This is a genomic window from Neisseria sp. DTU_2020_1000833_1_SI_GRL_NUU_006, assembly GCA_032388755.1.
In the GTDB taxonomy this organism is placed as follows: domain Bacteria; phylum Pseudomonadota; class Gammaproteobacteria; order Burkholderiales; family Neisseriaceae; genus Neisseria; species Neisseria sicca_C.
The window spans coordinates 1,166,162-1,184,520 of sequence record CP135593.1; the positions used below are offsets into that span (position 1 = coordinate 1,166,162).

The 18,359-nt window shown below is 49.8% G+C and carries 16 protein-coding genes and 1 pseudogene; 7 read left to right on the top strand and 10 right to left on the bottom strand.

Translation table 11 applies throughout. The features are described 5' to 3' along the window. Positions 1 to 46: 46 nt before the first annotated feature. The 3 genes from RSJ68_05710 to RSJ68_05720 form a co-directional block, all read right to left on the bottom strand. Positions 47 to 1,573, bottom strand: coding sequence for an iron ABC transporter permease (locus tag RSJ68_05710; GenBank protein ID WNU98212.1), 1,527 nt, complete (start codon positions 1,571 to 1,573; stop codon positions 47 to 49). Between the two features lie 275 nt (positions 1,574 to 1,848). Further along, on the bottom strand, positions 1,849 to 2,916 hold the full coding sequence (locus RSJ68_05715) for a PD-(D/E)XK nuclease family protein (protein WNU98213.1): 1,068 nt from the start codon (positions 2,914 to 2,916) through the stop codon (positions 1,849 to 1,851). A 71-nt stretch (positions 2,917 to 2,987) separates the two neighbouring features. Next, the gene (locus RSJ68_05720; GenBank protein WNU98214.1) at positions 2,988 to 3,887 is read right to left on the bottom strand and encodes an NAD(P)H-hydrate dehydratase; all 900 of its coding nucleotides are present in this window, start codon (positions 3,885 to 3,887) and stop codon (positions 2,988 to 2,990) included. A gap of 128 nt (positions 3,888 to 4,015) precedes the next feature. Here RSJ68_05720 and RSJ68_05725 point away from each other — a divergent pair, with 128 nt between their 5' ends. After that, the gene (locus tag RSJ68_05725) at positions 4,016 to 4,675 is read left to right on the top strand and encodes a cytochrome b/b6 domain-containing protein (protein ID WNU98215.1); all 660 of its coding nucleotides are present in this window, start codon (positions 4,016 to 4,018) and stop codon (positions 4,673 to 4,675) included. A gap of 60 nt (positions 4,676 to 4,735) precedes the next feature. On the opposite strand, the gene RSJ68_05730 is transcribed toward RSJ68_05725, so the two are convergent. Next, positions 4,736 to 5,335 carry an ABC transporter substrate-binding protein gene (locus RSJ68_05730; protein WNU98216.1) on the bottom strand — a complete coding sequence of 200 codons (600 nt, stop codon included), beginning with the start codon at positions 5,333 to 5,335 and terminating at the stop codon, positions 4,736 to 4,738. Between the two features lie 127 nt (positions 5,336 to 5,462). On the opposite strand from RSJ68_05730, the gene RSJ68_05735 reads away from it, so the two are divergent. Continuing rightward, a complete protein-coding gene (locus tag RSJ68_05735; GenBank protein ID WNU98217.1) occupies positions 5,463 to 5,966 on the top strand; it encodes a DUF1841 family protein in 504 nt (167 codons plus the stop codon). Between the two features lie 184 nt (positions 5,967 to 6,150). On the opposite strand, the gene radC is transcribed toward RSJ68_05735, so the two are convergent. Further along, the gene (radC, locus tag RSJ68_05740; protein ID WNU98218.1) at positions 6,151 to 6,831 is read right to left on the bottom strand and encodes a DNA repair protein RadC; all 681 of its coding nucleotides are present in this window, start codon (positions 6,829 to 6,831) and stop codon (positions 6,151 to 6,153) included. Between the two features lie 878 nt (positions 6,832 to 7,709). Between radC and potA the strand changes: the two genes are divergently transcribed. The 5 genes and pseudogenes from potA (at position 7,710) to RSJ68_05765 (ending at position 12,287) form a co-directional block, all read left to right on the top strand. After that, positions 7,710 to 8,834, top strand: coding sequence for a polyamine ABC transporter ATP-binding protein (potA, locus tag RSJ68_05745; GenBank protein WNU98219.1), 1,125 nt, complete (start codon positions 7,710 to 7,712; stop codon positions 8,832 to 8,834). A 15-nt stretch (positions 8,835 to 8,849) separates the two neighbouring features. Beyond that, on the top strand, positions 8,850 to 9,815 hold the full coding sequence (locus RSJ68_05750; protein ID WNU98220.1) for an ABC transporter permease subunit: 966 nt from the start codon (positions 8,850 to 8,852) through the stop codon (positions 9,813 to 9,815). Continuing rightward, positions 9,815 to 10,705: an ABC transporter permease subunit gene (locus RSJ68_05755; GenBank protein ID WNU98221.1), complete on the top strand. Its 891-nt coding sequence runs from the start codon at positions 9,815 to 9,817 to the stop codon at positions 10,703 to 10,705. Before RSJ68_05750 ends, RSJ68_05755 begins: the two co-directional genes overlap by 1 nt. A gap of 89 nt (positions 10,706 to 10,794) precedes the next feature. Beyond that, positions 10,795 to 11,036, top strand: a pseudogene (locus RSJ68_05760) (hypothetical protein). Between the two features lie 6 nt (positions 11,037 to 11,042). Next, positions 11,043 to 12,287: an FAD-binding oxidoreductase gene (locus RSJ68_05765; GenBank protein ID WNU98352.1), complete on the top strand. Its 1,245-nt coding sequence runs from the start codon at positions 11,043 to 11,045 to the stop codon at positions 12,285 to 12,287. 176 nt (positions 12,288 to 12,463) lie between these two features. On the opposite strand, the gene RSJ68_05770 is transcribed toward RSJ68_05765, so the two are convergent. The 5 genes from RSJ68_05770 to nrdA all read right to left on the bottom strand — a co-directional run bounded on the left by RSJ68_05770 (position 12,464) and on the right by nrdA (position 18,109). After that, a complete protein-coding gene (locus tag RSJ68_05770) occupies positions 12,464 to 13,291 on the bottom strand; it encodes a d-alanine-poly(phosphoribitol) ligase (protein ID WNU98222.1) in 828 nt (275 codons plus the stop codon). A 117-nt stretch (positions 13,292 to 13,408) separates the two neighbouring features. Next, entirely contained in the window at positions 13,409 to 13,711 is a 303-nt protein-coding gene (gene yfaE / locus RSJ68_05775; protein WNU98223.1) for a class I ribonucleotide reductase maintenance protein YfaE, read from the bottom strand. Between the two features lie 119 nt (positions 13,712 to 13,830). Then, positions 13,831 to 14,964 carry a class Ia ribonucleoside-diphosphate reductase subunit beta gene (gene nrdB, locus RSJ68_05780; GenBank protein WNU98353.1) on the bottom strand — a complete coding sequence of 378 codons (1,134 nt, stop codon included), beginning with the start codon at positions 14,962 to 14,964 and terminating at the stop codon, positions 13,831 to 13,833. Between the two features lie 272 nt (positions 14,965 to 15,236). Next, positions 15,237 to 15,809: a hypothetical protein gene (locus tag RSJ68_05785; protein WNU98224.1), complete on the bottom strand. Its 573-nt coding sequence runs from the start codon at positions 15,807 to 15,809 to the stop codon at positions 15,237 to 15,239. Positions 15,810 to 15,829: 20 nt separating this feature from the next. Beyond that, the gene (nrdA, locus tag RSJ68_05790; protein WNU98225.1) at positions 15,830 to 18,109 is read right to left on the bottom strand and encodes a class 1a ribonucleoside-diphosphate reductase subunit alpha; all 2,280 of its coding nucleotides are present in this window, start codon (positions 18,107 to 18,109) and stop codon (positions 15,830 to 15,832) included. Positions 18,110 to 18,359: the final 250 nt, after the last annotated feature.

Here is an 18,359-nt window from a genome sequence, read left to right on the forward strand (position 1 = left end):
GTTTTACCAAGATGAAACCGCCTTTTCAGACGACCTTCAATATGATTCAGTCCTCGTCCTTTCCGTCCAACAGCAAAAACACCATCGTCGCAAACAGCATCAGTACCGCCGTCAACACCATCGCCCTCGAATAATTGTCCGCCCCCGCCCTACCCAGATAGGCGTAAATCAGGGTGGTCAGCGTCTGCCATTCGGGACGTGCCAAAAACAGCGTTGCCGCAAACTCGCCGACGCAGGTTGCCGCCGCCAAAGTCAGCCCGCGCCTGAAAGCAGGTTTCAGCAATGGGGCGGTGATGTAAAAGGTCGTCTGAAAACGGTTTGCCCCCATAGTCCTCGCCGCCTCGCCATAGCCTTGCGGCAACGCATCCCACGCCGCCAAAACATCTTTGGCGACAAACGGATACGCCAACAGCGCATAAGCGGCAATCAAAAGCGGCAGCGATGCCGTCCATTGCGGATACAGCAGCAGCACGCCGAACGCCACACAGACCGGCGACACCATAAACGGCAAAAATACCGCCCCCCTCACCCACGCCGCACGTCTTGCCAAGCAGGCATACGACACGCCCAATACCGCAGCGGCAGCGACCGCCGCTGCCGAAAAACGAACGGTGTTCCAAAGCGCCGCCAGCGTTTCGCCCTCGAGCAATACCCGCCAAGACCCTCCGGCAAGGACAGCCTGCCGGACAACCGCAAGCAGGGGCATCAGGCAGCACACACACAACACCGACAATACCGCCGCGACCATCAGCCGTTCCGCCGCTGTTTCGGGCTTGCGCGGACGCGGTGCGGCGTGTGCCTTGTCCGCATCCGTCCGACGGCTCAACCGCGCATACAGCAACCCCGCCGCAGCGGTAATCCCCAACACCAGCCATACCAAGACGGAAGCCTGCGCCATATCCAATTCATACGCAATCAGCCGGTAAATCTCTACTTCCACCGTCGCATAGCGGTCGCCGCCCAACAGCAAAGCCAGTCCGAACCCCGAAAAACAATACAGGAAAACCAAACACAAACCGCCCGCCAACCACGGGCGCAATACCGGCCATTCCACCCTTAAAAACCGCTGCCAAGCCCCCGCCCCCAAAGCCTGCGCCGTTTGCAGTCGCGCCTCGGGAACCTGCAAAAATCCCTGATACGCCGCGCGCACCAAAACCGGCAGGTTGAAAAACACATTGCCGTAAATCAACAGATACGGCGTATCCTGCCAGCCCGCCCAAACGGCACCGTTTGTGCCGAACAAAGCCAACACGCCCATACCTGCCACCAAAGTCGGCATCACGAAAGGCAGCATCAACAGCCTCAACACCAAAGCGCGTCCCCGGAAATCCAAACGCGCCAACACCCACGCCGCAGGCACGCCCAAAATCCCCGCCAGCACGCAGGTTGCCAAAGCCTGAAACACCGTCCATAAGATAAGGTGCTGCATATAATCATCGCGCAACACCCCGCCCCATGCACTCCCGTCGTAAAAAGCCAGCGCAACCAAAGGCGCGACGACCATCACGATAAGGAAGCCCAAAGGCAGCAGCGCGAGCAGTAAAGTGGAACTGAAAGAGCGGATGGAAGACATGGTTTGATGCTGTATGAAAATTAAAAAATATAGGATTAGGTCGTCTGAAAAACGGTTTCAGCAAACCTGCCAAGCCGCTTTCAGACGACTTTTTTAAAACTAAGATGCTTGATGGTAAGGTATCAGGCAGATGGCAAGCCAATGGATGATGAGCGGTTTGGACATAGTGTGTGATGGACAAAATAAGGATGATGGAAAAAGAGCAAGTCGGCAGTTTAATCGGTACGGGAAAGGATTTCAAACGGATGGTTAGGTCGTCTGAAATCCTTTCTGTATTATTTTTTAAAACGTAAACTGGGTATTTGTGCCTGCTTTGGAGACTGCGTATCAGCTTTGAATGTTTTCTGAAACTCTATGAAAAATTCTTGATATTTCAAAATATTTTTAATAACACCCTCCCTATCCAATTTATCGTTACCAAACCACCCCTCTCGCTCAACCACGGCAAACGTCATGGTTTTCCCCTTCCCAAACTTTTTCGGTTTTTTAATCTCGAAGAAACCTTCTTTGCGAGCTTCCGATATAAACAAATCAAAAAGTTTTTTTCGTATTTGTCTTCTATCATTTTCAGCACTCTCGTCAGATATATTGACCTTAAAGCAAAGCCTTGCCTTACTTTGCTCCAACTGCATATAAATAAAATTTTTGTCTGTCAGCGGCAATTTAGAAAAGGCATACCACCAAAAACCGCCACTGGGATTATTTGCATAATCCCACCACATATCTGCCGCTGGTAATTCATTTTCTAAAAATTGAAAAAATCCCTGCCAATCAATACCCTGCCATTCCGTAATGGCTATCTCTCCAAATTGATTATTTTTCTCCTCCAGCCTTTTAATCCGCTCGAGAAAATCTATAAAAATATTATTCTTTATAAGATCCGTATATTTTTCGAGAATACGAATAAGGTTTTTCCTGTCAAAAACCTTGAACCCTTTATTTTCCACTCTTGTCAGGCTGGCTTTGTTTTCATTACCGGTTTTTATATAAATGCAGACAATGCTTTTACCTTTCGTCATTCTCTCCGCAGCTTCCCTATACCGGTTTAGCTGATTAGAATGCTCCTTAGTATTGGTTTTGTCTTCAATTACAATAAAATATTTATCATTTACCTCAGCCCATATATCAATATTTTCCCTTTGCCTCCCTGCTTTCACAGAAGTAATTTTTTCATCAAAATTCGGATAGTGTGATTTGATTAATTCTGTAACAAATTCCCGCGCACATTCATTTAAAACCTCATCTTCTCGTTTGCATCCCCCATCGGCAAACAGCAATAGCCAAGTAATAAAAGCATCCTGACTCAGTTCTTTAGTGGCTATATCAAAAATATTCGGTTTCATTTTTTCCCTTTTTTATCTAATAACAACACACAGGTCGTCTGAAAACCGTTTTCAGACGACCTCCTTCCTGCTCAATTTTTTGTTTTATCCGTCATCAGCCGATTTCTCAACCATCTGGCGGCAGGTGAGATTTCGCCTGCGAGCATACCGGTTTCCACACCCGTCGAGCGTTTGATGACATCCGCCGCTGCGCCGTGCAGCCATACGCCGGCGCAAGCGGCTTGGAACGGCGGGATGCCTTGCGCGAGCAGGCTGCCGATGATGCCGCTTAAAACGTCGCCGCTGCCTGCGGTGGCAAGTCCGGCGTTGCCGCTTGGGTTGGTATAGACCGTGCCATCGGGCGCGGCGACCAGTGTGCGGTATCCTTTTAGGACGGTTACGGCTTGGAATGTTGCGCTGATGGTTTGGACGGCGGACATTCTGTCTTGCTGGACGGCTTGGGTGGATGTACCGAGCAGGCGGGCGGCTTCAGCGGGATGCGGGGTCAGAACCAGATGGCTGCGTTTTTGTGCGGCTTCGCGGGTTTCGGGATGCGACCTTGCCAGCAAAGTCAGTGCATCGGCATCGAGCAGCAGCGGTGCATCCTGATTTTGCGTCAACACGGCATTTAAGATTGAGTCGGCAGTTTCGTCCAAACCCATGCCGCAGCCGACCGCCCATGCGCTGATGTCCTTGCGTTTCAGCAGGTCTTCGGCAGTCGCCAGCATGATTTCGGGGCGTTCGGGGATGACGGCAAAGGGCAAGGCGCTTTGATTGAAGCCCGCCCACACTTTGCCGCTGCCTTGATAAACCGCGGCGGTGGAAGCGAGAACAACGGCTCCGCTCATGCCCGATGCGCCGCCGACGACGGCGAACGTGCCGTATGTCCCTTTGTGCGATTCTGCCTGACGCGGGGTGAATACGTCGGGAAATTGCGAGGTCGTCTGAAAAAAATCGGGCGTATCGGGGAGCTTATAGGACGGGTTCATCATCAATCTGCCTGAGTTTGGGATAAAATAGCGGATGCGTGGCGAAAAGAGGATGTCTTTTATCGACTGTTGTTGTCACGATTCTACCGCCCCGTATAGGAACACTACAACCGCACAACAAGGAATATTTAATGAAACAAAAAATCAAAGTCTGGGATTTGCCAACGCGCCTGTTTCACTGGCTCTTGGTCTTGTCAGTCGGATTTATGTGGTACAGCGCGCAGGCTGGCGGCGGGATGCTGGTTTGGCACTTGCGCTGCGGGCTGCTGGTGGCGGGGCTGATTGTCTTCCGCCTGTGTTGGGGCTTGTGGGGCAGCGATACGGCGCGGTTTTCGCAATTCGTGCGCGGTCCGTCGTCCATCCGCCGCTACCTGCAAGGCAGCCTGACGGAAAACGAACAGCCCGGACACAACCCTTTGGGCGCGCTGATGGTCATTGCGCTGATTGCGGCGGTTTTGCTGCAAGCGACGACGGGCTTGTTTGCCGCCGATGAAAACACGTTTACCGACAGCGGCTATCTGAACCATCTGATCAGCTCGGACACGGGCAGCCTGATGCGCAAAATCCACGTCAATTTCTTCAACCTGCTGGCGGCATTGGCAGGGCTACACATCGTTACGGTCTTGGCGTATAAGTTTTTGAAGAAAAAAGATTTGATCCGCCCGATGATCAGCGGCTACAAGTATATCGAGGGGCAAACCGTTACCTTGAAATTTGCTTCCGCCGCCAAACTGATTGCCGCATTGGCAGTGGCGGCTGCGGCGGTGGCTGCGATTTTGATGTTGAAATAACAATTTGAACAAATAGAAAAAGGTCGTCTGAAACTTTCAGACGACCTTTTGTCATTGGATTTATTGCTTTTTCAGCCCTTTGGCTTTGACGGTCGCAATGGTGCCGTCTATGCCTTTTTGCTTGATAAGCTCGCCGAACTGGTTGCGGTAAACCGTTACTAGGCTCGTTCCGTCCACGCGGATGTTGTAGATTTTATAGGCAGGGCCGACCTTATAAAGCTGGTAGGCTACTTCGTATTTCGTCCCTTTTTTGGTGTGCAGTTCAGAAAATACGTCAAACTTATTGCCGTTGACCGTCATTTTCGGCAACAGCCTTACCTGCGCATCCGCCGCGCCGATTAAGGCGGAATGCGAATACATGGCTATAATCATGTCTTTAAAAGCGTGGATAAATTCCGTTTTCTGAGCGGCGGAGAATTCACGCCAAGGCGCGCCGACCGCCAAAGCGGAAATGCGTTCGTAATCCAGATAACGGTCTGCATATTGCTCGATCTGCTTGACCTTTTGCGCCTCGCTCAAAGAGCCGTTGCGCGCAATTTTCAAAACTGCATCTATATTCTGCTGCATCTGAGCCTGTGCGTGGTGTGTTTCAGCCGCCACATAAGGCGCGGCAACCACCATCGGGACAGATAATACAAAAGCGGACAAATAAGGGTTCATCGTTATTCCATAAGATAAGAAGCAAAGCTGCATTTTAAAACGCCCTGAGGCATAAACCGTTAATCAAATGTAAAAGCAGGAAAGATAACTATATAATCGCCCTATCCGAATTTCTGAAATTCCCGCCATGTACGATGTCAACACACACGATGTCCGCCGATTTTTCGCCCATGTCTGGCAACAACGCCTCACCCCCCTGCAACTGGACGGGTTGCAACAAAAAGCCCTGCGGATTATCGAAGCCCATCCCGAATACACCCACTATCTCGAAAATATCGAAGACTATCTGGACAAAACCTGGACGCCCGAAGAAGGAGAAACCAGTCCCTTCCTGCATATGTCGCTGCATCTCTCCCTGCAAGAACAAGCAGCCATCGACCAGCCGCCCGGCATCCGCGCCATACACGGACAACTCTGCGCGCGCTATGGCGGCGATTGGGTACGTGCCGAACACGATATGATGGATGCGCTGGCAGAAACCATATGGGAAGCGCAACGCTACGGACGCGGCTTGGATGTCAATGCCTATATGACTCGGCTGCGAAAACTGGTCGGACTGGGGCAGGAAGAAACCGCCCGCATCAATCCGCACGAAGTCGGCGTGTCCGACATCATCAGCGAAAGGGCTTAAGATCATCTGGGTTAGAGAAAAGAATTTTCAGACGATCCTTCATGTCCGTTTGTTTATAATATCAATTGTATTCAAGGCATTAATCATCAATATCTATCACACTAAAATCAGTAAAGAGGTCGTCTGAAATCCGTTTTCAGACGACCTCTTTATCCCAACCTTTGCCCCGCCAAGCAATATCACTTTACCCTTCCATATACCCCTGTTCCCGCATCGAGCAGGCTTCTGTCGCCGTAACAATAAAATGGTCTAAAAGCGAGACATCAACCAATGCCAAAGCCTGTTTCAGACGACCTGTAAACGCGATGTCCGATTGCGAAGGCGTTGCCGAACCGCCGGGATGATTGTGCGCGATAATCAGGCTGTCGGCGTATTCGTCCAATGCGAGCTTGACGATTTCCCTGATATAGACGGTATTTTCCGCCACCGTTCCGCGCGAGAGTTCGCGCATGGCAATCAGCCTGTTTTGGCGGTTGAGCAAAAGCGCGGTGCTGACTTCTATCTTTTCATGCCCCAAATGCAGGCGCAGATAATCGGCAACGGCTTTCGGGCTGGAAAGCGTGATGTTTTCCTGTAAATCCTCACCCAAAATCCGCCTGCCGATTTCTTTAACGACGGCAAACTGGGTAAAACTCGCCAAACCCATGCCCTTGTATGCGGAAAGTGTTTTAGCGTCGGCGCTCATCAGTTTGCCCAAGCTGCCAAACTCGTTCAGCAGATAACGCGCCAAATCCACCGCGCTCATCCCGCGCGTACCGACCCGCAGCAAAATCGCCAATAACTCCGCATCGCTCAATGCACCTGCACCATGTGCCAACAATTTCTCGCGCGGCCGCTCGCCTTCAGGCCATTGTTTGATACTCATGTTTTACCCCTTGCGTGAACATTCACGAAAAAATTTGTTTGAAAATCTGCTTGTTATTGCACTTTCTGCAACAAAATGCTTATCAAGCAATTAATGTAAATATTTCATATTTTATTATATTTTGAATGAATATTTAAAATATAAGCATAATATTCATATAAATTAATTGCATAAAAACAACGCACTCAACTTTGCTCATGAAAGCGATTGCCTTTCCTTATTCACCCGTATGGATTGACCGCAGATTCAATCTAACAGGTTTCAAAATGTCCTGTTTAAATCAAATCCGCGGGAAATCAGCCCCTTCGGGCAATTTCATATTGCCCATTTGATACTCATGTTTTACCCCTTGCGTGAACATTCACGAAAAAATTTGTTTGAAAATCTGCTTGTTATTGCACTTTCTGCAACAAAATGCTTATCAAGCATTAATGTAAATATTTCATATTTTATTATATTTTGAATGAATATTTAAAATATAAGCATAATATTCATATAAATTAATTGCATAAAAACAACGCACTCAACTTTGCTCATGAAAGCGATTGCCTTTCCTTATTCACCCGTATGGATTGACCGCAGATTCAATCTAACAGGTTTCAAAATGTCCTGTTTAAATCAAATCCGCGGGAAATCAGCCCCTTCGGGCAATTTCGTATTGCCCATGCGTGCCATAGGCTAATATAATAGCGAGTTCGGCGGAGGCGGTTTATCCTTGGATTTCCACCCGTTTCCCATCCATGCTGCCCGTGCGCTTCACAAGAGTTTCAGACGACGTTTCGACGTTGCGACTCCCGCCAGCAATCAAACAGCTTTTTATCACCCTTTCGAAAATCCGTTTTGCCGGTACTCGTCATTTTTATTGGAGTATTGCCATTATGACCGCAACCACTGCGTCTTCAGCCAAACCTTATCTTAAAATCCAAGGCTTGGTGAAAAAGTTTGGTGACAATTACGCTGTCGATAACATCGACTTAGATATTTATCAACATGAAATCTTTGCCCTTTTGGGCAGCTCCGGCAGCGGCAAATCCACGCTGCTGCGTATGCTGGCGGGCATGGAAAGCCCCAATCAGGGCAAAATCATTCTGGACGGTCAAGACATTACCAAACTTGCCCCCTACGAGCGCCCCATCAATATGATGTTTCAAAGCTATGCCCTGTTCCCGCATATGACTGTGGAGCAGAACATTGCCTTCGGTCTGAAACAAGACAAAATGCCCAAAGATGAAATCGCTGCGCGCGTGGAAGAAATGCTGCGTCTGGTTCAGATGACCAAATACGCCAAGCGCAAACCGCATCAATTATCCGGCGGCCAGCAACAGCGTATCGCTTTGGCACGCAGCTTGGCAAAGCGTCCGAAAATCCTGCTGCTTGACGAACCTCTCGGCGCGTTGGACAAAAAACTGCGCCAACAAACCCAGCTCGAATTGGTCAACACGCTCGAACAAGTCGGCGTAACCTGCATCATGGTCACGCACGACCAAGAAGAGGCGATGACGATGGCGACCCGCATTGCCATCATGTCCGACGGTCAGTTGCAACAGGTTGGTACCCCCAGCGATGTGTACGACTACCCCAACAGCCGCTTTACCGCCGAATTCATCGGCGAGACCAATATTTTCGGCGGCGTCGTGATTGACGACCATGCCGATTATGCCGTTATCGAATGCGAAGGCTTGGAAAACCACGTCCGCATCGACCACGGTCTAGGCGGCCCGAGCGAACAAGACATTTGGGTCAGCATCCGTCCCGAAGACATTGATTTATACAAAGAAAAACCCGACCACTTGGGCAGCTTCAACTGGGCAAAAGGCACTGTGGAAGAAATCGCCTACTTGGGCAGCTTCGCCATCTACCACATCAAACTCGCCAACGGCCGCGTCGTCAAAAGCCAAGTTCCCGCACCTTATTGGTATGTCCGCAACATCACGCCGCCGACTTGGGACGAAACTGTCTATATCAGCTGGCCGGAAAACCAACCGACTCCGTTGTTCCGTTGATTTAAGGGGAATGAGATGAACCTTAAAAAACTGAAAAACAAACTGTTCCGCCGCCCGGGTCAGCGCGCGGTCATCGCCGTGCCGTATATTTGGCTTTTGGTGCTGTTTCTGATTCCGTTTGCCATCGTGCTGAAAATCAGCTTTGCGGAACAAGAAATCGCCATTCCGCCGTTTACGCCGCTGACCAGCGTCGATGAAGATTTAGGTCGTCTGAACATCGCCATCAGTTATCAAAACTATGCCGATATCTTCCAAAATTTTTGGAATACCCTGAATCCGTTCGGCGACAGCGAAAACAGCAATATCTATCTGATGACCTACTGGTCTTCGATTAAGACTGCGCTGACGACGACCATCATTTGTCTGCTGATTGGTTATCCGACCGCCTATGCGATTTCACGCGCCAATCCCGCCATGCGCAACGGTCTGCTGCTTGCCATCATGCTGCCTTTCTGGACTTCCTTCCTATTGCGCGTCTACGCATGGATGGGCCTGCTGGGACACAACGGCATCATCAACAATTTCCTGCTCAAAATGCAGATTATCGAAGAGCCTTTAGACCTGTTTTACAACGCGTTCTCGCTGAACTTGGTCATGGTTTATGCCTATCTGCCGTTTATGATTCTGCCGCTTTACACGCAACTGGTGAAACTCGACAACCGCCTGCTCGAAGCGGCTTCTGATTTGGGCGCAGGACCGATTAAATCGTTCTTCACCATTACCCTGCCCCTGTCTAAAACCGGCATCATCGCAGGCTCCATGCTGGTTTTCGTACCCGCAGTCGGTGAATTTGTAATTCCCGAGCTGGTCGGCGGTTCGGAAAACCTGATGATCGGTAAAGTTTTGTGGCAGGCGTTCTTCGATCAAAACAACTGGCCGTTGGCTTCCGCTGTCGCCGTCGTCATGGTCGCACTGCTGGTCGTGCCGATTGCATTGTTCCAGCATTATGAAAACCGCGAATTAGAAGAAGGATCCAAATAATGCAGAAATCCCGATTATCCTGGTTCCTGAAACTGATGCTGATGCTGTCGCTGGCGTTTCTGTATATTCCGCTGGTCGTTTTGGTCATCTATTCGTTCAACGAATCCAAGCTGGTTACCGTTTGGGGCGGCTTTTCAACCAAGTGGTACAGCGCATTGCTGGAAAACGACACCATCTTGGAAGCCGCTTGGCTGTCGCTGCGCATTGCCGCCGCATCCTCGCTTGCAGCCGTCGTTTTGGGCACGCTGGCAGGCTACGCGATGGCGCGCATCAAACGCTTCCGCGGCAGCACCTTGTTTGCCGGTATGATTTCCGCGCCTATGGTTATGCCTGACGTGATTACCGGTTTGTCCATGCTGCTCCTGATTATTCAGGTGCAAATGTTCCTGCAAGGCAGCGGCGAATTGCTCCAAAGGCTTTACTTCGACCGCGGTTTCTTCACCATTTTCCTCGGACATACGACGCTTTGTATGGCATACATTACCGTCGTCATCCGCTCGCGCCTGGTGGAGCTTGACCAATCGCTCGAAGAAGCCGCCATGGACTTGGGTGCGCGTCCGCTGAAAATCTTTTTCGTCATCACCCTGCCCTTGATTGCCCCTGCCATCGCTTCAGGCTTCCTGCTCGGCATTACCCTGTCGCTGGATGATTTGGTGATTACCTCCTTCCTGTCCGGTCCCGGTTCTTCCACATTGCCGCAGGTGATTTTCTCCAAAATCAAGCTGGGTCTCGACCCGCAGATGAATGTGTTGGCAACCATCCTGATCGGCATTATCGGTACGCTGGTCATCGTCATCAATTACTGGATGATGCGCCAAGCAACCAAACGTGATCGGGAAGCCGCCGAAGCCTACCGTCAGGAAAAGCTTGCCGCAGAAAAAACAAATTGACCCAATCAGACAGGCTGACCGCATCAATGCAAGGTCAGCCTGTTTTCTTCACACAACCCGTTTAACCCACTTTTCAGACGACCCTCAACTATAGTGGATTAAATTTAAATCAGGATAAGGCGACGAAGCCGCAGACAGTACAGATAGTACGGAACCGATTCACTTGGTGCTTCAGCACCTTAGAGAATCGTTCTCTTTGAGCTAAGGCGAGGCAACGTCGTACTGGTTTAAAGTTAATCCACTATACCCTCCAAAGGTCGTCTGAAACCACACAAAGCATTACCCTATGATTCATCCCAATTTCAAAGAATACCTTCCCTCCTATTATTTCAGCACCATCAATCCCCACGCCGCTTATCCCAAGCTTGAAGGTCGTCTGAAAACCGAGACCTGCGTCATCGGCGGAGGATTGACAGGACTTTGCACCGCCCTTCCCCTTGCCGAAAACGGACGCGAAGTAACCGTACTCGAAGCCGCCCGTATCGGCTTCGGCGCATCAGGGCGCAGCGGCGGGCAAGTCATCAGCGATTACGCCTGCGGTATGGAAGAAATCGAAAAACAAGTCGGCTTGGAACAAGCCCGCTGGTTTTGGCAGCAATCCCTGCAAGCCGTCGAACTCGTTGACGAACGGGTTAAAAAACATCAAATCGCCTGCGACTGGCAGCGAGGCTATGCTACCGTCGCCATCCGCCCGCAGCATTGGGAAGAATTGCAACAATGGCATGAACACGCCCGACAACATTACGGCGCTACCCATTACCAACTCTGGGATAAAGCCACGCTCAAGCAACAACTTGCCAGCGATATGTACTTGGGCGCACAGTTCGATCCTCATTCCGGCCATCTCCATCCGCTCAACTATACCCTGGGCATCGCCCGCGCCGCTGCCGAAGCAGGCGCGCAGATTTTCGAACAGTCCCCGATGACCCGTATCGAACCCTATCAAGGCGGCTGGCTCGTCCATACCCCGGACGGCAGCATCGAATGCCAAAACCTCGTGTATGCCGTCAACACCTACGCCGGTTTGCATCAAAAATTCAAGCCATTGGAAAAAAAAGCCATCGCCGTCAGCACCTTCATCATCGCCACCGAACCGCTGGGCGAACGCGCCAAAGAACTCATCCGCAACAACATGGCTGTCTGCGACAACCGCCACGTCCTCGACTACTACCGCCTTAGCGCGGACGGCCGCCTGCTCTTCGGCGGCAAAGACAACGAATTCATCGACGATCCCGACCGCATGACCGAGCTTGTCCGCCAAGACATGCTCAAAGTCTTCCCCCAGCTTGCTGATGTCAAAATCGAACATTCATGGGGCGGCGAATGCGACATCACCGCCAACCTCGCCCCCCACTTCGGAAGACTCGCGCCCAATGTTTACTATGCCCAAGGCTACTCGGGACACGGCATGGCAATTACCGGCATAGCAGGCCTTGCCATTGCCGAAGCCATCATAGGTGACGATGGTCGTCTGAAACCGTTTGAAAAACTCAAACACCCCAGCATCATTACCCAACCTTTCCTGCGCAAACTCGGCTCCTTCCTCGGCTCGAAATATTACCAATGGAAAGACAGCCGTTAAGCATCTGGTTAATCTCGAACACATCAACAAAAGGTCGTCTGAAACCCGATTCAGGTTTCAGACGACCTTTTCGATATTGAATTGAAGGCTTCCAATCAAACTGCTATCTCATCAAATGTTCAACGAACGCTCGATGCATTTAGATTCCTACCCTCTCCGTTTGTGCTCCAAACCCATTACATCAAATGAATCCCGCTTGCCGGATTGGAAACATTTTCATATACGGTAATCGAAACAATTTTTCCACTTTCGTCGAACACAATTTCCAGATAAGGCTTATCAGGGCTGCGGTCGCGGTTGAAAAGGCGGAATACCCGTTGCGCCTCAAAAATCTTTCCGTGTGCTTTCAAATATTCGGGCAACTGGCTGATGTTTTGAAAACTGCCGCCAAACCCGCCACCATGTTTCTTAAGATATTCCGGCGTTCCTCCTATACCGAAATTACGCGTTATCCTCAGCGGCTGATTCGAACCTTGGCTTTTATGATCGCCTGTTGATAAAACCAACGTATCCCGTTGCCTGAGTGCTTTCATTTCTTGTACCACCGGTTCTACCGCCTGCTGATTATAGCTCCGCTCCCCTTTTACCATCTGATCAATAGCCTCTATCACTTTATCAACGTTTTTAGGATCATTCGGATCAATATCAGGGAACAGTGCCTGCTCCAGCGGGTCATCTCCGCCGGGAATGCCCCAAATCGCCGCCAATTCTTTAGGGCTGCGTTCAAACAAACAACTGGAATCGATATTCTCGGCAACCTGACGGACAAAATCGTCAATGCCTTCAATCTGATGCAGGTTGGTACAATTTGAAGAAGGTGCGCTTTCTACTTTGTTTATGTCCGTTTCTACGGTCTTATCATTTGTATTGGATTTCTCGGAAACAGAAGATAAAGGTGCAGAAACGACAGATTCTTTTACCTTATCCTGTTTGTCAGGAGAGCAAGCCGCCAATAAGACGGCGAGGGATAATAAGAAAAATTGGGATGTATTGTTTTGGATCATTTTAATTTTATGTTTCCAGTAATGTGTATTTAAAAAACGAAAATTAGTCAGTTGATAGATTCAAATAAAAACACTCATATCCCTATTCGAATCCACTACCAATCTAATCAATTAAAGTTATTCCTGCTCATCAAACAAGCCGACATCGAACAAATCTGGTTCACTCACCCGCCCACGGCAATCAACCTTAATGTCCTCATTTACCCGACAGCAACACGGCAGAATCTCGCCGGGCGCGACAAACGCCAGCGGGAAATCGTCGTAGGATACCCTGCCGTCCAATATTTTGACGCGGCAGGAACCGCAATAGCCGCTGCGGCACTGATATTCGACCTCGTGGCCGGTGCGCTCCAAGCCCTCCAATAAGGTTTCTCCCTCTTGAAGCTCGAAGGTTTTGTCGTGTGTGCTGATGAGTGCCATCGTTATCCGTTTAAGCGGGAAAGGCCGTCTGCACGGTGTAACCGAAATCTTTGATTTCGTTTCTGCACCTGTTCAGACGACCTCTGATGATGGAAATGCGGAAAAACCGCCGAGTTTGATTACAGTTCGAAATCGCCCAAATCATCCGCGCTGACTTCCGAATCGATCTGACCGATTAAGTAAGAAGAAATTTCGACTTCCTGCGGCGCGACCTGTACGTTGTCGGACGACAGCCACGCGTTAATCCACGGAATCGGGTTTTGGGTGGCGCCTTCAAATCCGGCAGGCAAACCGACCGCCTGCATACGCAAGTTGGTGATGTATTCGACGTATTGCGCCAGAATTTCCTTGTTCAGACCAATCATCGAACCGTCTTTAAACAGATAGGCCGCCCATTCTTTTTCCTGCTCTGCCGCTTTTTTGAAGAGTTTGAAACATTCGTCCTGCAATTCGACGGCGATTTCCGCCATTTCAGGATCGTCTGAACCGGCGCGCATCAGGTTGAGCATATGCTGGGTGCTGGTCAGGTGCAGGGCTTCGTCGCGGGCAATCAGTTTGATGATTTTAGCGTTGCCTTCCATCAACTCGCGCTCGGCAAAAGCAAACGAGCAGGCGAATGAAACATAGAAACGGATGGCTTCCAACACATTAACGCACATCAGGCAGAGATAGAGTTTTTTCTTCAACTCACGCAAAGACACGGTAACGAGCTTGCCGCCGACATTGTGCGTCCCTTCGCCCAACAGGTTGTAATACTGGGTATATTCGATTAAATCATCGTAATAGCAGGCAATATCTTCGGCGCGGGCGATGATGTATTCGTTCTGCACGATGTCGTCGAACACGACTGACGGATCATTCACGATATTGCGGATAATATGGGTATAGCTGCGCGAGTGGATGGTTTCGCTAAAGCTCCACGTTTCAATCCAAGTTTCCAGCTCGGGAATCGACACCAAAGGCAGCAAGGCAACGTTCGGACTACGACCTTGAATGGAATCGAGCAAGGTTTGGTATTTCAGATTGCTGATGAAAATGTGTTTTTCGTGTTCGGGCAAGTTGGCGTAGTCAATACGGTCGCGCGACACGTCGATTTCTTCCGGCCGCCAGAAAAACGACAGTTGCTTTTCAATCAGTTTTTCAAATACTTCGTATTTCTGCTGGTCATAACGGGCAACATTTACCGGCTGACCGAAAAACATCGGCTCTTTCAGCGCGTCGTTTTTGGTTTTGGAAAAGGTGCTGTATGACATGACTAGGTGTTCGCAGGACATGGCTGTTTTCTCAGGTTGATTTAAATCTAAAAGTAGGATAGGCGACTTCTAGGCTATGCAAAGCATATGGGTCGTCTGAAAATTTTTATTTTGAGCCTTATTGCAATCGTGGTACAATTTGTCTCAACAAAACGCATGAGCAGGCATGAAACCATTTCAGCGTTTGTCCGGCCTTTTTTAGGCTACTAGCCCAAGAGCAGTTATAAAGCGAAGCCTGTACTGACAACCCTTGCTTTTAAGTGAGGGTTGTTTTACTTTGGGCGTTTGATTCTCTTATTGACCAATGTATTATGTAATAACACAAAGAAACCGACCGGTTTTCTCCTTACTTTTGTTCCGTGATTTTCTTTGTAATCCCCATCCCGTATATATGCACTATTAATGTAAATATGTACATCATGTTTTGGAGATTTGGCTCTTTGAAGTGAAAAGTAAATTTCATAATCTACTTTTTTACCGTTTTTATCCGTTACTGATATGGTCAGAAACTTATCGTCAGCCGAAGTGAAATAACATTTGTTTCTACTAATTTCACGCATAATTTGCGGCAACATTTTTGAAACCTGGTAGCGCTCGAAACAAAAAATTCGTGTTTCTTTAGCCGTTACATAATGCAATGCAGATTCAATATCTGATAACTTTTCTCCCTTACGTTTATTTTCACCTCTTGTAAAACAATGTGTACTAAACTCGATAATACAGCGGTATCGTTTTTCCGCCGTACCATCACTTTTAGCAGGTTGAATATAGTCACAAGAAAACGCAGTTAAATGCGTTAGATCATATTCAATACCTTGATAATCAAATTTAGGAAAGGCTTTCAATTACTTCACCAAAGCCCTTATCAAATCTTGCAAGCCCCACCTGCACAACCGTCATCCTGAATATCGGTCTGTGTATCGTCCGCGCCGTCGCGGGTGTTGTGGTAGTACAGGGTTTTGACGCCGTATTTGTAGGCGGTCAGCAGGTCTTTGAGCATTTGTTTCATGGAAACTTTGTTGCCTTCAAATTTGCCCGGGTCGTAGGCGGTGTTGGCGGAAATCGCCTGATCGACGAATTTTTGCATCACGCCGACAAGTTTCAGATAGCCTTCGTTGCCCGGAAGCTGCCACAGGGTTTCGTAGGCGTCTTTCAGGGTTTCAAACTCCGGCACGACTTGTTTCAGGATGCCGTCTTTCGAAGCTTTGACTGTTACCAAGCCGCGTGGCGGCTCGATGCCGTTGGTGGCGTTGGCGATTTGCGAACTGGTTTCAGACGGCATGAGTGCGGTCAGGGTAGAGTTGCGCAGACCGTATTTGACGATGTCGGCGCGCAGGCTTTCCCAGTCGCACAACAGCGGTTCGCTGCACACGGCATCCAAGTCTTTTTTGTAGGTGTCGATGGGCAGTTTGCCTTGCGAATAAACGGTTTGGTTGAACAGCGGGCATGCGCCGTATTCTTTGGCAAGGTTCACCGATGCTTTGAGCAGGTAATACTGCATGGCTTCAAAGGTTCGGTGGGTCAGGCCGAGCGCGGAATCGTCGCTGTAACGGACGCCGTTTTTCGCCAGATAGTAGGCGTAGTTGATGACCCCGATGCCGAGCGTGCGGCGGTTCATGGTCGCGGTACGGGCGGCTTCGACCGGATAGTCTTGATAATCCAGCAAGGCATCAAGTGCGCGCACAGTCAAATCGGCAAGACCTTCCAGCTCGTCCAAGCTGTTTAATGCACCCAAGTTGAAGGCGGACAAAGTACACAGGGCGATTTCGCCGTTCGGGTCGTTGATGTTATCCAGCGGTTTGGTCGGCAGGGCGATTTCCATACACAGGTTGGACTGGTGCACGGGTGCGACGCGCGGGTCAAACGGGCTGTGCGTGTTGCAGTGGTCAACGTTTTGGATGTAGATGCGTCCTGTTCCGGCGCGTTCCTGCATCAGCGTGGAGAACAAATCGGTAGCCGACAAAGTACGTTTGCGGATGTTCGGATCTTGCTCGTATTTCGTGTAGAGACGCTCGAATTCGTCTTGGTCGGCAAAAAATGCGTCGTACAGACCGGGGACTTCGTTGGGCGAGAACAGCGTGATGTTGCCGCCTTTAATCAGGCGGGTGTACAGCAGGCGGTTGATTTGCACACCGTAGTCCAATTGACGGATGCGGTTGTCTTCCACGCCGCGGTTGTTTTTCAATACCAACAGGCTTTCGGCTTCGATATGCCACAAGGGATAGAACAAAGTTGCCGCGCCACCGCGCACGCCGCCCTGCGAGCAGGATTTAACCGCCGCTTGGAACATTTTGAAAAACGGGATGCAGCCGGTATGTTGCGCTTCGCCGCCGCGGATTTCGCTGCCCAAACCGCGGATACGTCCGGCGTTGATGCCGATGCCCGCGCGTTGGGAAACGTATTTCACAATCGCGCTGGTGGTGGCGTTGATGGAATCCAAACTGTCGTCGCATTCAATCAATACGCAGCTTGAGAACTGGCGCGTAGGCGTGCGCACGCCGCTCATAATCGGGGTCGGCAGCGATACTTTAAATGTGGAAACGGCATCGTAAAAACGTTTGACGTAGTCCAAACGGGTCTCTTTCGGGTATTTGCTGAAGAGACACATCGCCACCAAAATGTATAAGAACTGTGGCGTTTCATAAATCTGGCGGGTAACTCGGTTCTGCACCAGATATTTGCCTTCGAGCTGCTTCACGGCAGCGTAGGAAAAGGTCATGTCGCGGCTGTGGTCGATATAGGTATTCAGCTCGTCAAACTCTTCGCGGCTGTAATCTTCGATGATGTGGCGGTCGTATTTGCCCGCATCGGTGAGTTTTTTAACGTGGTCGAAGAGATGCGGCGGTTCGAACTCGCCGTAAGCGATTTTGCGCAGGTGGAAAATCGCCAAACGCGCAGCGAGATATTGATAGTCGGGCGTATCCTGCGAAATCAGGTCGGCAGCCGCCTTGATGATGGTTTCGTGGATGTCGTCGGTGCGGATGCCGTTGTAAAACTGGATGTGCGATTTGAGCTCGACTTGCGATACGGAAACGTTTTTCAAGCCTTCCGCCGCCCAAGTAACGACACGGTGGATTTTGTCTAAGTCGAGATTTTCCAAACGTCCGTCGCGCTTGGTTACTTTCAAATCAGTCGGTGCATTCATCGTGAGCTTTCTCCATCCTGAAACACAAGATACAGTATGTATTAATATCGAGTGGCACAATATAGTGTATTTTTCGTCGCTTATCCAGTCTTGACAAGGCCGCTGTTTTGAAATCGGGCTTTTCCCAATTTTCTTTCAGACGACCTCTTTCCCTATGATTCAAGCCTTACCGCAAAGATGCGTTTTTTAGCATCAAAACCCTCATTCGGCTATGCGCTTATGAAATAAGGCAAATTCGGATTTGTGTTAA